At 46.2% G+C, this 14799-nt stretch carries 14 protein-coding genes; 5 read left to right on the top strand and 9 right to left on the bottom strand.

Going from position 1 to position 14799, the window contains the following annotated elements; translation table 11 throughout:
• Positions 1-234 precede the first annotated feature (234 nt).
• The 5 genes from FPZ49_RS23135 (at position 235) to murQ (ending at position 5122) form a co-directional block, all read left to right on the top strand.
• Complete coding sequence (locus tag FPZ49_RS23135) at positions 235-1542, top strand: ABC transporter substrate-binding protein (RefSeq protein ID WP_144851514.1); 1308 nt, start codon at positions 235-237, stop codon at positions 1540-1542.
• Between the two features lie 81 nt (positions 1543-1623).
• Positions 1624-2559, top strand: a complete 936-nt coding sequence (locus FPZ49_RS23130) for a carbohydrate ABC transporter permease (RefSeq protein ID WP_186446026.1) — start codon at positions 1624-1626, stop codon at positions 2557-2559.
• 41 nt (positions 2560-2600) lie between these two features.
• Positions 2601-3422, top strand: a complete 822-nt coding sequence (locus tag FPZ49_RS23125; protein ID WP_144851512.1) for a carbohydrate ABC transporter permease — start codon at positions 2601-2603, stop codon at positions 3420-3422.
• Positions 3422-4192 carry an HAD family hydrolase gene (locus FPZ49_RS23120; protein WP_261381557.1) on the top strand — a complete coding sequence of 257 codons (771 nt, stop codon included), beginning with the start codon at positions 3422-3424 and terminating at the stop codon, positions 4190-4192. The genes FPZ49_RS23125 and FPZ49_RS23120 overlap by 1 nt, the downstream gene beginning before the upstream one ends.
• An 18-nt stretch (positions 4193-4210) precedes the next feature.
• The gene (gene murQ, locus FPZ49_RS23115; RefSeq protein ID WP_144851508.1) at positions 4211-5122 is read left to right on the top strand and encodes an N-acetylmuramic acid 6-phosphate etherase; all 912 of its coding nucleotides are present in this window, start codon (positions 4211-4213) and stop codon (positions 5120-5122) included.
• A gap of 122 nt (positions 5123-5244) precedes the next feature.
• Here murQ and FPZ49_RS23110 read toward each other — a convergent pair whose 3' ends face one another.
• The 9 genes from FPZ49_RS23110 to FPZ49_RS23070 form a co-directional block, all read right to left on the bottom strand.
• Positions 5245-6123: a carbohydrate ABC transporter permease gene (locus FPZ49_RS23110; protein ID WP_144851506.1), complete on the bottom strand. Its 879-nt coding sequence runs from the start codon at positions 6121-6123 to the stop codon at positions 5245-5247.
• A 53-nt stretch (positions 6124-6176) separates the two neighbouring features.
• Complete coding sequence (locus FPZ49_RS23105; RefSeq protein WP_144851504.1) at positions 6177-7142, bottom strand: ABC transporter permease; 966 nt, start codon at positions 7140-7142, stop codon at positions 6177-6179.
• A gap of 94 nt (positions 7143-7236) precedes the next feature.
• Positions 7237-8745, bottom strand: coding sequence for an extracellular solute-binding protein (locus FPZ49_RS23100; protein WP_186446025.1), 1509 nt, complete (start codon positions 8743-8745; stop codon positions 7237-7239).
• 13 nt (positions 8746-8758) lie between these two features.
• Positions 8759-9793: an Ldh family oxidoreductase gene (locus tag FPZ49_RS23095; protein WP_144851500.1), complete on the bottom strand. Its 1035-nt coding sequence runs from the start codon at positions 9791-9793 to the stop codon at positions 8759-8761.
• 50 nt (positions 9794-9843) lie between these two features.
• Entirely contained in the window at positions 9844-10896 is a 1053-nt protein-coding gene (locus tag FPZ49_RS23090; protein ID WP_144851498.1) for an amidohydrolase family protein, read from the bottom strand.
• Between the two features lie 52 nt (positions 10897-10948).
• Positions 10949-11359: a Rieske (2Fe-2S) protein gene (locus tag FPZ49_RS23085; protein ID WP_144851496.1), complete on the bottom strand. Its 411-nt coding sequence runs from the start codon at positions 11357-11359 to the stop codon at positions 10949-10951.
• Between the two features lie 32 nt (positions 11360-11391).
• Positions 11392-12513, bottom strand: a complete 1122-nt coding sequence (locus tag FPZ49_RS23080; protein ID WP_144851494.1) for an amidohydrolase family protein — start codon at positions 12511-12513, stop codon at positions 11392-11394.
• 15 nt (positions 12514-12528) lie between these two features.
• Complete coding sequence (locus FPZ49_RS23075) at positions 12529-13362, bottom strand: phytanoyl-CoA dioxygenase family protein (protein ID WP_144851492.1); 834 nt, start codon at positions 13360-13362, stop codon at positions 12529-12531.
• A gap of 178 nt (positions 13363-13540) precedes the next feature.
• A complete protein-coding gene (locus FPZ49_RS23070; RefSeq protein WP_186446024.1) occupies positions 13541-14314 on the bottom strand; it encodes a helix-turn-helix domain-containing protein in 774 nt (257 codons plus the stop codon).
• Positions 14315-14799 lie beyond the last annotated feature (485 nt).

The following is a 14799-nucleotide window of genomic DNA, read 5'->3' as shown; positions in this document are numbered from 1 at the left end:
TGTATCTCCAGGTCTCCAACACATCACAACTATTGAGTTGACATCATAGTACATCCACAACGCATACTTGTCAACAATTGGTTTGGATAACATTATAATCCATTGTATTCGTAAATATCACTGGTTTATGAGTCATTCCAAGTAATATTATTTCACAAAGTCATTTACAAATTGAAGAATTATTTTATATAATTTGTTAAGATATTGTAAATATTTCCTTAGGGGGACGTGCACATGAAGAAACACGGAAAGCTGTATTTCGGATCCATGCTTGTTTTACTAAGCGCAATTGTAAGCGCATGCAGTGGCGGAGTCACACCGACTCCTGCCGAATCCAAGCCAACCACCGCCAGCGAGGTAACGAAGCCGAAGGAACCGGTGAAGCTCACCATGTACAGCTGGAGACCGGAGGACAAAGATGGCTACACGAAGCTGATTGATGTATTTCAGAAGGATAACCCTAATATCACCATTGATTTTAAACCGCTTAAATCCACTGAATACAACACCATTCTTAGCAATGCTCTTCAGTCCGGAACCGATGTCGATATTTTGCAACTTCGTCCATATGACGGTGCTAAAGCGCTGGCTGACGCCAATTATTTAACTCCAATCGATGGCATCAAAGGGCTCGAAAACATATCCAGCGCCTATTTAGATGCGGCACGAGGTAACGACAACAAGGTGTACGGTGTTCCGTTCATGCTGAATAACGCCGTGATTTTCTTTAATAAAAAGCTGTTTGATGATAACGGTATACAGCCCCCCGAAACGTGGGAAGAATTTATCAAAGTTTGTGATACGCTGAAGGCGAAGAACATCATACCGATTGCGCAGTCCGGCAAGGCAGCTTATTTGCTCTCCCTAACCCATACGGTGATCGGGCCGAGCGCGTACGGCGGGAACGACTACGTTCAAGCGGTTGTAAAAGGATCAACCAGCTTCAAAGACGCCAAGTTCGTGGATTCCATCAAACGGATGAAGCAGCTTGAACCGTATTTCCCTAAAGATTTCGTAGCGATTGAAGATAAAGATGCTCAAGGGCTGTTCTATACAGGAAAAGCGGCTATGTATATTAACGGCAGCTACCGGCTGGAAACGTTCGAAGCCAACAAGCTTCCGTTCCCGGTTGACTTTATTCCGGGCTTTGCCGCCAAGAAAGGCGATCCGGTTCAAATTACCTCTTGGGTCGACGGCTCGTACGCGATTGCAAAGAGCTCGAAGCATCAGGAGGAAGCCAAGAGGTTTCTCGAATTCATAGCTTCCAGTAAATTCGCGCAGCAATTCAGCGACGATCTGGCTAGGTTAAGCCCGGTAAAAGGGGTCGAGCCGAAGCATCCGCTGCTGAAACGAATGGCAGCTCTCAGTGCGAAGAGCAGTACCCCTTACCTATTGCTAACCAATTTCAGCCAAGGCACTCCGACGACCAAGACGACGTTCGAAGATTCGCTGCAGGGCATGTTCATTGGTAAGCTGACACCGGAGAAGGTAGCGGAGGATACGCAAGCCTCCTTGGAAAAATGGTTCAAGCCTGCGAAATAAATCCGTATAGACGGAGCAAAAAAAGGTGGGCTGGGGCTCGGCCCCTCCCACACTTTTTTTACCAAAGCAAAGGAGCAGACTATGAATGCGATGAAACCGGCCGTTATAAAAAAAAGAAATTTAGCCAAGCACATGGTGCATCTTTTTTTGCTGCCTGCCCTTATTTTTTATGTCGGCTTTATGATTTATCCGATCGTTCAAGCACTGCTAAACAGCTTGTTCTCCTGGAAGGGCTTAGTCAGAGACAAATTTATCGGACTTCAAAACTTCATCAGGCTGTTTACTGAATCCCCCTTTAATGAAATGTTCACCAGGGCGCTAAGCCATAATGTCATCTATTTTGCCGGCATGATCATTTTCGAGATGGTCGTCGCTTTTCTGCTGGCGATGCTGATCAACAGCAAAATGAAAGGCAAGGAATTTTTCAAAACGGTTTTCTTTATTCCCAAGCTGCTCTCCGTCATTGTTGTCGGCTTTTTGTTCAGTCTTATCTTAAATCCTACCTATGGTGCTTTAAACACGTTTTTAAGCTTTATCGGATTAGGCGAATTGGCAAAGCCTTGGCTTGGAGACCCACATACCGCACTGTATTCGATTATTCTCGTCAACAGCTGGTACGGGTTTGGCTTCGCTGTGCTGATCTTTCTTGTCGGACTACAGGCCATATCCGCTGAGGTTTATGAAGCAGCCCGCATTGACGGTGCTTCAGGCACGAAAATGGTCACGAAAATCACCATTCCGCTGGCCATGCCATCTATTATGATTATGACGATATTAACGTTCATTAGTTCATTTGAAACGTTTGAGCTCATATTTGCGATGCAGGGATCATCCGGGGGACCTTACTATTCGACCGATGTGTTGGGGCTTTATTTTTATCGCCTAGCCTTTGGTTCCGTGAGCGGCGGAGATTCCATCGGGATCGGCTCTGCACTTGCCGTCGTTTTGTTAGTTCTGATTTCCGCTGCCACCGCGATTTCGATGTACTTCTTCAAACGCAAGGAAGTTGAGCATTAATGACAGACATGCTACGCAAAAAATGATAATGGAGGTCCATCATGGTACTGCGGCTGCAGCAAACGGTCAAATATGCGATTTTATCGTTATTCGCGTTTTTATCGATCTATCCCGTGTTTTTGATGATCGCGTCCTCCTTTAAATCAAAGCTGGAAATTATGGCTTCACCGCTCTCGCTGCCGACCAGCTTTTCGTTTACGAATTATGTCTCCGTTTGGAAGAAGGTCCATTTTGCCGATTACTTCCTAAACAGCTTATATGTCAGCTTGGTTTCCGTCGCTCTGATCGTCGTGGTTTCCTCGATGACGGCCTTTTATCTCGCTAGATACCCCTTCCGTTGGAACGGCATCCTGCTTTTTTTCTTCATGCTTGGCTTAATGCTGCCGATGAAGCTTGCAATTTCGCCGTTGTACATGATGATGTTAAAGCTAAAGCTGATTAATACCCTGACTGCGCTGATTGTCGTTTATGTAGCTGGACATATTTCTTTTGCCGTGTTCGTATTTTTCGGATTTTTCCGAACCTTGCCCAAGGACCTGGATCAAAGTGCCAAAATCGACGGCTGCAACGATTTTCAGGTGTACTACAAAATTGTGCTGCCCTTGATGAGACCGGCGATCGCAACCATATGTATTGTCGATTTGATTAAGGTCTGGAATGACTTCTTTTATCCTCTGATTTTTATCAAAAGCACCAAGCTTGGCACGATCCCGCTGGGGATGCTGACCTTGTTCGGTGAGAATGACACGGAATGGAACTTGCTGTTTTGTGGGTTGACGCTGTCCTCCCTTCCGATGATTATTGCATTTTTATTTGCCTCTAAGCAGTTTATTGAAGGCATGACGACAGGAGCAGTGAAATAATGAAACGATGGATCACGTTTGACCTGGATGGAACGTTAATGCAAAATCCGTTTGGCAAATGGGTATTTCCTGAAGTCAAGCAGTTGATTGAACAGCAATTGAATACAACATACAATTCAACGGAATCACTTGTGCGGGAGCATGAGCTAAGAATGTCGCAAAATCGGTCGGTCGAAGCCTATGATTGGGATGATATGCTCCGTCAGCTGCTAAAGGAGCTTCAGCTGGAGCTGGAGATCGATATAGAGCAGCTGGTCATCAAGCATTCGGTGGCTCCCAAGATTTATTTACTGGAGGAAACCATTATCCCCACTTTAAAAAGCTTGAAGCAGCAAGGCTACAGTCTGGCGACCGTAACCAACGGATTTTACAAATATCAATTCCCCGTGATGAAAGCACTTGGGCTCAGTGAATGCTTCGACGAGATTATTACGCCCGAAATCGCGGGTTGCGGCAAGCCGAATGAAGGTATTTTCCGCGCGCTGCTGGAATCGGGAACCATTGTCGCTCATGTGGGGGACCGGCTTGATCACGATGTATTTTTGGCAAATCATAAGAACGTTTATTCGATATTAATCTATCACAACCTACCAGATTGTTTACGACCACTGGCTCCTCATGAGCGGCCTCGTACGGAGTCTTTTTTGCAAATAAGCGAGGAAAAATTGAAGAAGGAGTCGGCTTATTTGAGTTCGACCCCCTTTCCGGAATCCTATACTCCGTCTCACGTGATCTATACCTTAGCAGAACTGCCTAGTATCTTAAGATAACGATTGGGAGGAACCATCATGACGCCTTCGAACTCCGAATTGACGGTTACAGAGCAAAGGAACGAGCACTCGCAGCATCTCGATTCTATGAGTGTGAATGAAATTGTTGAATTGATGAATCAAGAGGACAAGAAGGTAGCGGTGGCTGTAGAAGCAGCACTACCACAAATCACGACGGCCATTGAAGCGATCGCCCGAACCTTAAAGGCCGGCGGCACCCTCTATTATATCGGCGCGGGAACGAGCGGCCGGCTCGGTATCCTGGACGCCTCTGAATGCCCGCCAACGTTCGGTGTCGATCCAAGTCTCGTGGTCGGCATCATCGCCGGTGGTCCGGGAGCGATTACGAGATCCGTGGAAAATGCCGAAGATGATCATGAAGCGGGCAAAAGAGATATCGGCGCCCAAATCACGCCTAGTGATGTGGTCGTTGGAATCGCATCCAGCGGTACAACCCCTTATGTGATCGGCGCTTTGGAGGAGGCCCGGCGCATCGGTGCAGTGACCATCGGCTTTAGCTGCAATACGAATACAAAGGTTAGCACTGCAGCACAGTATGCCATTGAAGTACCGGTCGGCCCGGAGATTGTTACCGGCTCCACGCGTTTAAAGGCGGGTACGGCCACTAAAATGGTATTGAACATGATTACCACCACGACCATGATCATGCTTGGCAAAGTGTATGGCAATCTGATGGTCAATGTACAAGCAACGAATGCTAAACTGCGCAAACGCGTCATTAAAATTATTACGGATGCGACCGGTGCAGCGGAAGAAACCGCAGCCGCCATTTGCAGTCAAGCCAATGGAGATGCACGGATCGCCATTCTGATGCTGAAATACGGCATAACGGCGGAAGAAGCAGCCTCAGCGCTGGCCAGGACGAATGATCACTTTGGCAACACCATGCGTTTGCTAGCTTCAAACTAACGGATTAGGTAAAGGGACAAAGGGAAAAAGCCTGCCACCTCGGCAGGTCTGCTCCTCCTTTTCCGTATGGAATACTTCCTAACATTATAACTATACCGCTCTTGTGAGAGCGCTGCCAAATCCTAGCCTTTGACAGAGCCGATCATAACCCCCTTGACGAAATGCTTCTGCAAAAATGGATAGACGACAAGAATAGGTAATATGGAAAGGACAATTGAAGCCGAGCGGACTGTTTCTGACGGTGGAGATGCATCGCCAATAGAAGCTTCCATACCGATGGTTTTGGCACTGTTGTCAAGGACCATGGATTTAACTAACACCTGCAGCGTCCACTTTTTAGCATCAGTCAAATAGAGCAGTGCGTTAAAGTAAGTATTCCAGTGAGATACGGCAAAGAACAGCACGAAGGCTGCAAGGGCAGGCTTAGATAAAGGCAGAATGATTCGGAAAAAGGTTCCGAGCTCGTTGCAACCGTCGATTTTGGCCGATTCAATGACTTCCACAGGCAAGCTATTCATAAAGCTTTTTACAACAATCAAGCTCCAGGAATTGGTTAACACAGGAATAATTAAAGCCCAATAAGAGTTCATTAAGCCTAATTCCTTAACAAGCAGGAAGCTGGGAATAATTCCGGCGCTGAATACAAGCGAGAACACAACAAGTCCATAAATCCATCTGCGGTGAGGCAATTTCCGCTCCGTCAGCCCATAAGCCATGGTGAAAGTAAAGGCAATATTTAATAAAGCACCCACAGCTGTAATAAATACGGTACTCTGCAGTGCGTTCTCAAAGCTATTGGAAGACAGAATGTAAGCGTACGCCCCCAGTGACCATTTCTCGGGAAATAACCGCAATGCATAAGGAATATAAACGGACCTATGAGTCAAGGACACGCTCAGTACATAAAGAAATGGAAACAAACTCATGGCTGAGATGATGGCCAGCAGCGTATAGTTAATTACGTCGAATAGGGTAACTTTTTTCTGATGAACAAAGCTCATCTTTTTCCTCCTTACTAGAACTTTGCTTTATTAAAGCTTAGTAGGTAAGCATCTCAGTAAATACCTTCATGTCCCATCTTTTTAACAACGTAGTTTGAAGCCATTACAAGAGCCAATCCGACAAGCCCCTTGAAAAATCCGACGGCAACGCCTACACTGTACATCCCGCGTAATATTCCGTTGTTATATACATAAGTGTCAAATACGTCTCCCACATCTCTCACCAGCGGATTCATCATCAACAGCACTTGCTCGAAATTAACATCCGTCATGTGCCCTAAACGGAGAATTAGCAGGATGACGATGGTCGGGCGTATAGCCGGCAAGGTTACATGCCAGATTTGTCTGAATCGGCTCGCTCCATCCACTACTGCTGCCTCGTACCTCTCCGTATTCACACCGGCAATGGCGGCCAAAAAGATGATAGTTCCCCAGCCCGCATCCTTCCAAATACTTTGAGCCGTCAGCAAGCCCCAGAATAAATTTACGTCATTCAAGAAGGAGTACGGCTTCATGCCTAATAATCGAATTAGCTTGTTGATCAAGCCTACATCGACTGACAAAATAAAGAAGGTAAGGCTGGCTATAACCACCCAAGATAAAAAATGCGGCATATAGACTAAAGACTGATTGATACGTTTAAAAACTTCATGCCTCACTTCGTTCAGCATAATAGCCAATAGGATAGGCACCGGGAAGAAAAAAACAAGACCGAATATATTGATTAGCAGCGTATTCCGCAGCATAATGTAAAAATGCTCATCGGCGAACATCTCGCTAAAAAACTTTAAGCCCACCCACGGGCTATTAAGAAAACCGACAATTGGATTATAATCCTTAAAGGCGATTAATAATCCCCACATCGGCACTAGCTTAAAGATAACGAAAAAAAGGAAGCCCGGAATCACAAGCAGATACATATAGCGATATTTAACATAATTCGACCAGAGTGAACGTGAGTTTATGCGTAGTCGTTCTTTTTCCGTACGGTTATTCAAAACGGCCTCTTGAGTTTTCATTCCCCAAACTCCTTCCATATAAAAATAGCGATGGTCAACCCATACGGCTTAACAACGCTCCGTACGGGTTGACTGGATGCCTCTACTCTCCAAGTTATTTGCCGAAATATTCCTTATAGCTTTGGGCTTGTTCCAAGAAAGCTTTCTTCAGAGCAGCATTATTTCTTAATCCGTCGATAAATTTTTTATAATCGTCCATACTGATTTTCCCCATGATGGCTTCTGTTCGTTTCTTTTCGAATTCATCCGAGTATTTCGGCCATTCCGCCGTCCAAGTTGGCGAACTGATGATTTTGAACGGGTCGACCGTTAACGTATTATACAAGACCTTCACTTTTTCACGGTTGGCCAAATCGACTTCAATCGGTGCAAGAGGGCTGTCTACTTTATCCCATTCATTTCTTTTTATTGAAAACGGATCGGGAGTAAAGCTTTGAATTTCTTTCAACCCGATATCCGACATGATGTATTTCCCGTTTTCCACTTTATGATGTGTTCCTTCATATCCATAGAATAAAGCTTTCGAATTTTCGTCACCGGCTGCAAGATTGAAGACGTCAAGAAGCTTTTTCACCTTGTCCTCGGGGACGCTTTTCGGAATGAAAAGTCCGCCGGTGTAGCCTGGCTCCAAGTAGGCAGCAGCACCGCCAGGTCCTTTGATAAAGGGAACGATTTCCACCTTAGCCGTTGGCTTCAGCTTTTTATTTTCTTGCTCCATTCGGTATTGATGCCAGAAGTTCTTCGTATGGAACACCGTTTTGCCTGCAGCGAAGAAATTATCCGGCTCCGCCCCTTTGACCGCTGAGAATTCAGGAGTCATCAGACCCTCTTGGTATAATTTATGGTACCATTCCACCATTTTGGTATAGCCGTCCGTCAGCACATTCCTGTAAAGTCCTCCTTCAGCATTATATTGCGGATTGAAGGAGCCGAACGCAGAGGCCATATTTTCGAAGAAAAGCGTCCCGATCAGTTTGCCGCTTGTATCCTTGGCCTTGATTTGTTTCAGAGCGTTATACAGGTCATCGGTAGTCTGCGGCACCGGCAAACCTACTTCATCCAATAAATCCTTGCGGATCAAATAGCCTGTATTAATTTGCGCCCTTGCTCTTGGGATAAAATAATAAGTCCCTTTGTACTTAGAATATTTCCAAGCCGCTTCAGGTATATTTTTTTTCAAATTCGGATATTTGCTCAAATCGCCCAGAAAAGGCCCCAAATCCCAAAATACACCTTTATCAACGGCATTCATCGTATTCACATCATTAGGATTTTGAGCTGAAACTACGTCCGGCAGTTGTCCGGAGGCAATCGCTAAATTTAGTTTCGTTTGAAACTCAGGATCGGGTATCCACTGAACATCCATCTCCAGATTATTTTCCTTTTGAAAGCGTGTCCAAAACTGGTTTTTCATATCCGGCACTTCAGCGAACGTAGATACCATCGTGCTGTATTTAAAAGGCTTATTGCTGGCCGTCGGAGCATTGTCTGTGCTGCCCTTCCCATCGCTAGCCGACTGCGAGCCAGTACATGCCGAAAGTACAGATGAAATCAAAGCTACAGAAAGCCATGGAGCTATTGCTCTGAAACCACGTCTTTGCATCCCATTCATCCCCTTAAGATAAAATGATCGGCACAACACCAAGCTTGATAGCCCACTCATTGAGCTTCTTAACCAGATCGGGACGCAGTTCAATTGTGCCTTTGCTGATGATCTGTTTCCTGCTTCTTGCAGAACGCTGTCCAGGAAGCTGAAGACCGGCTGCTCTGGCCTCCATTCGGTTCGCCATTTCAGTCGTCCGCTGTGTGAGCTGGCGCTGTCCTAAAAGTCCATCTGCCTTGATGCAGATCGCAGTGTGAGAGGGCATGCCTACAAGTCCGGTACCGGGCTGCTGCTCATCAATAATTTGGCCCTCTGAAAGAATGCCAGTGAGGATTTCACCTAAAATGGTCAGCCCGAAGCCTTTATGAGCACCAATCGGCTGTCTAGTTCCTTTGGCTATAGCAGCAGGATCTTCTGTTGCTCTTCCTTCAGAATCAAGCCCCCAGTAGGATGGTACACTTACTCCTGCCGCTGCTTTTTCGGCCAGCACACCATTGGAGGCATAAGCAAGGCAGGCGTCGAACATGATATGATTACCACTCTCTGTTGGAATCGCGTATCCCATGGGACTAGTGCCTATGACCTTTTCAATTCTGCCCGGGGCTCCCATGGTTGGGGTTCCCCTTGTAACGATATAGCTGATATAACCGTTATCCGCAGCAGCCTCTACATAAGGCGTTGATGCTAATAAATGATGGGTGTTACGTATCGCGCAAAGCCCAATTCCATACTCGTCGGCCAGCTGCTCCGCTCTTCTCATGATGAACATGCCGCAAAGCTCTCCTAGTCCGTTATCCCCCTCATAATTTTCCAACGCGTGGTACTTGTTAATCCTTGTAATGGACGGATTGGCCTTCACCTTGCCTGCTTCAAGTCCGGCTAACCTTCCGGGAAGCTCATACACATCATGATGGCCTACTCCCCGATAAGTAGCCCTCAGGAAGACTTCAGTAACCGTTGCTGCATTCTCTTCATTTAATCCTATGGCTTGAAGCAAATGAAGCGTCAATCGTTCCAATTCCATCAGCGATATATCTACACCAGTCAAACATAACCCTCCTCAATAAATCTGTATCTCTGCTTCATTCATCTCTGATATCACAGTCGGTACAAAGCTCTCGCATTATCCGAAAATATGCGCTGGTGCAGCTCTTTCGGCAAATTAGGAAATGCTAATTGAGGTGAATCGAAATCCCAATGGGGGTAATCACTGGAAAACATTAGTATATGCTCGGCATCCATCATCTCTAAGGTCTGGAGCAAATATTTATCCTGATCCGGGCGCTCCAATGGCTGGGAGGTGAGCCGAACGTGCTCGCGAAGATATTCGCTTGGACGTTTCTTCAACCAAGGCACTTCAAATCGCAAAGCTTTATATTCGGCGTCAAGCCGCCACATCAATGCGGGCAGCCAGGCTACTCCACCCTCAACCAGCACGATCTTCAGCCCTGGAAACCGTTCAAACACACCTTCGGTTAAAAAGCTGACCAGATGCGCTTGAAAGCCTAGCGACAGACAAGTATGCCATTCTATGTAGTGGGTGGGATAGCCCGGTGTAGGCTGAATATTGATCCCCATTCCGTCCGTGCCGGGATGAATGGCGAGCGGGAGTCCATACTTTTCGCATGCCTCATAGATGGGATAATACTGCCGCTGCCCGAACGGTGCCCGTGCGCCCGAATCCGTCATGACCTGAACAAAATGAGGATGATCCGCCCAGCGTTTAATCTCAGCTGCTGCGGCCTGCGGATCTTGGTGGGCAATGGTAATCGAGCCCTTGAATACACCATCGCTGTTGTACTCGCTTAACCAGGTGGCTGCAAGCCATTCATTATAAGCAGCTGCAATCGCTGTAGCAAAATCCGGGTCTGGGTGTAAATTGCAAAATGCTCTAGGTAACAAAATACAATGGTCGATTCCATAGTGGTTAATGTGCTGTCCGCGAAGAAAATCTGGGTCGGAGCCCCCAGGACCGCCACTTGGCGGCCTTGAATCCAATCTTTCTCCATGCACCGGATTTCCAAAGAAGCCTCTACCGCTGCTATTGTAGCGGTCTTTCCATGGCTGGCTTAAGAAGGCTTTGATTTCTTCCCTGTTTTTCGGGTAGGGGTGCACATCGCAATCGATTATGCCCCGCTTGGTTTTGGCCAACGTGTTTACCTCCTAAACAATAAGCTCGGTCGATCCCAATCTCTAATGCAAGCTATCTGTTGATGGTGACAATGACTCGTTCTTCCTCCACATCAACCGGATACGTTTCCAGCTTGGGTATCTCTTCTTCCACTTGTCCCACTTCGACCTCGTAAGTCTTTACCCAACACCGATTAGGGTCGAAGAGGGAATGGCCGTTTGTAAGGTCAAACTCCCAGCCATGCCAAGGACAGCGTATAACCTCTCCCTCCCGCCCATACAGAAATTCGCCTGGTTTGGATGGTAGCGTCGTGCCGGACACTTTCCCTACACATAGCGGAGCTTGCTGGTGAGGGCAGCTGTTTTTGATTGCGAAATAAGCACCATTAACATTAAAAACTCCGATGGAAATTCCCTCTAACGATACAATCTTCTTTTGACCGGGCAAAATTTCGTTTGTACTCGCAATGATATGCTTTGCCATGCCTCCTCCTCCTCTCCTTTCCGATTCGTACTTTATGAACTTAACTTTGAGCCATAGAATTCTTCCGCATTCTCAAAAAAGATTCGGTTATACAGCTTTTCAGGAAGCTTGGGGAATGCCAGCTTGGGGTTATCGAAATCCCAATGAGGGTAATCGCTTGAGAACATTAGTAAATGCTCCGCATCCATCATTCTCAGCATGTGCAGCAAATCTTCATCGTTATCCGGCCGCTCAAGCGGCTGGGAGGTTAATCGCACATGGTCGCGCAGATACTCGCTAGGACGCTTTTTTACCCATGGAATTTCCACGCGCAGCGCTTTGTATTCCATATCAAGACGCCACATTAAAGGAACAAGCCATGTTGAGCTGCCCTCAACCAGCACAATGCGAAGATCAGGGTAACGTTCAAAGGTACCTTCGGTCAGAAGACTGACCAGGTGGGCCATAAAGCTGAGAGACATACAGGTATGCCATTCAATGTAATGGCTTGGATTCCCCGGGGACGGAAGAATATTAATGCCGATCCCGTCCAAGCCCGGGTGAATCGCCAGCGGCAGGTTGTGTCGACAGCACGCCTCGAAGATCGGATGGAAGTTTCGATGGCCCATTAGAAATCTCGCGCCGGAATCGGTTGTTACTTGAACGATATGTTTATGATCAGCCCAACGGTCGATTTCCTTTGCTGCGTGAACGGGGTCGCTGTGATTGATCACAATGGAGGACTTGAATACTCCGTCCGGATTATCCGGTCCAATCCATGTATCCGCAATCCACTCATTGTAAGCGGAGGCAATGGCGTTGCCGTAATCTAAATCAGGAAATTGGCAGCTGTTTTCCCGCGGTATCAGAATAGCTGTCTTAATGTTGTTTTCTTCAATCAGCTGCTTCCTGATAAAATCCGGATCGGAGCCTGCCGGACCGCCATTAGGCGGATTCGCATCCTGACGCATGCCATGAAACGGATTGCCGTAAAACAGCCCCCTTCCGCCTCCACGGAAGCGATCCCTCCAAAATTTCGGCATATATTGTTTTATTTGATCCAAGCTCTTCGGAATGGGATGAACATCACAATCAATAATGCCCGGTTTAACCCGCTTCTGGCCTGGCTGAAAAATAGATGGAGCTTGTATTACCGTGTCTTCATTGATCGACATACCGGATCCTACCTCCTATTTCACCTGACTTGGGGCATATTCCTTAAGCCATTCGCGAAGGGGAACATCTTGATCAGTAGGCGTATAATATCCATTGCAATTCGTACCCGCCCCGAGAAGCTGCCTGCGTATCGGATCGGACTTGTCCCATAAGCTCTGAACCGTCATATCGTCCTTCGTTCGAATCCAGCGGTAGCCATAACCGTAGAAGAGGACCTTGCGCGTAATGTCTGACCAGTTCGGACTTGCAGTATGCCACAAACGCCGATCGAAGAAGACTGCCGTGCCAGGCTTCACGCAAACCGGGATGGCTCCTTCCAGCTGCCCGAACCCACTCTCAGGACGCTGCACCGTATTCTTCAGATGGCTGTTCGGAACGATCCAGAAGTTACCGCGTCCAGCTTCAGATAAATCCGACAGGAAATACGCTACCTTCAGCGACATCCGGGGTCTTGGATCGGTTTCCATTTCGATATTCATACGGCCGCTATCCTGATGCCAGCCGAAGGTTTTGTCACTAGGCTCTTGTCCAGTAGGTGGAGTAACAATCATATGGGCATGATACAAGTAAATATTCCAGCCAAGAATTCCCCATACCTTAGGCAGTACCTTCTCATAATCAACCAGATCGAGAAACAATGGATGGTCAGGAATAAAATTTGGATGAAATAAAGCTTTCGTTGTATCGTGTCCATCGTTAACGTGCTCGTCGAATATGCGGTCCACTTCCTTGGTCAACGCTGAAACATGCTCCGGAGACAAGGCATTCTCCAGGATCAAATAACCGGTTTCATCAAATTGTTTACGTTCTTCCTCGGTTAAAGAGTACTGCAGGCAAGTTTGGTCCATTTGATAATACCTCCGATAGAAAAGTGTTTGCGGGCCCGATCGGCTCGTGAACCCAATAGCTAAGGGCTTATCCTTACATCGTTAGCATAATTTCTTTTTCCCCTCTGCACCATTAACGATCTCTGTCTATTTGTATAATCCTACAATATTTAATCATTTTTCCGTTTCGCCTTTCGGATCAGCTGGATTTTTCGTTTAGAAAGTCAGTGGGAGAGCACCCGCTCAGCTTACGAAACACGCGATTAAAATAGGCTTGATCACAAAATCCCGTTTCCTCTGAGATTTCCCGAATGGACATTCCTTTGGACAGCATCATATCCTTGGCCATGGAAATTCTAACGTCATGAAGATATTCAATCGGCGTAAAGCCCGTTACCTCCTTAAAAATAGAGGAAATGTAATTAGGTGTTTTCCCGCCGTACTCGGAAAGATCCTTCAGCTTTATCGGCTCATTGTAGTGCTTTAAAATATAATTTTTGAGTTCTATGACCAGCTTTATTTTCTTCGAGCTAAATTCCTTTTCATCCAAGTCAGAATTAACCACGCCGAGCATTTCCAGCAGAATTGCGTTACAAATGGTATTGTAATAGGCCCCCTTCATTAGCCAATGATGGTTTAATAAGGAAAACCTTTGTTTAAAGTAAGGGAAATTTTGAACCTTCAATTTGAAGGCTTGCTTTTTATTTAATATGGGTAGCATAGAGCGTGCACTATTCTGCACCTTGAAGAACGCAGCATATCTTTGATGATATTCAATAGCGCGTCCGGTGCGGACCAAGCCTTCTGGAACAAATAAGACTTCACCTTTCTGAAGTGGGATCGGTTCGTTGTCAATCCAGTAAATTAAGCGACCACTAGTAAAAAATACAAGCAAATGGTATGGACTTGAAATATTATTCAACGTCCAATTCCTGTCGAGATCTTTCACATAGCACGATTGAATCTCCAGCATCTCCATCCACCCTTTGAAAATATTGTTTTCAGCTTGTTATGATACATTTCACAGGATCAGGTAAGCGCTTAATCAAAACCTATGAACTGAATAGAGACGTCAAGGGAGCCCCCAGGAAACGCTCAGCTTGTCCTTCATCTCATTTAACCGAAACTAAAGCTGATGAATCATCTACTCTCTCATGGCTATTCTATTTGATGATCCTTATTCTTATGCTGCCTATCTACTATGTTTTGTACACTAGCACAAGCAAAAAAAGCCCGTGATTCCCACGAGGCCACTGAAAAAGTCTCTTAAAAAGGTATAGTTCCTCAAGGAAACCGAGGAGGCTGTACCTTTTTTCCTGTATACTGATGAATTATGGGGAAATAGGGTGAGCCGAGTGATTCAAAAACAGCAGACAATTATGTTAAGTCCATACTCCGAGCTGTACAACATCATCGTGCCGAAGGATAACTTGTTGCGGCAAATCAATGAATTGGTGG

It is taken from the genome of Paenibacillus cremeus (assembly GCF_007786445.1).
Classification (GTDB): Bacteria; Bacillota; Bacilli; order Paenibacillales; family NBRC-103111; genus Paenibacillus_G; species Paenibacillus_G cremeus.
This window is presented reverse-complemented; position numbering and strand designations above follow the sequence as displayed.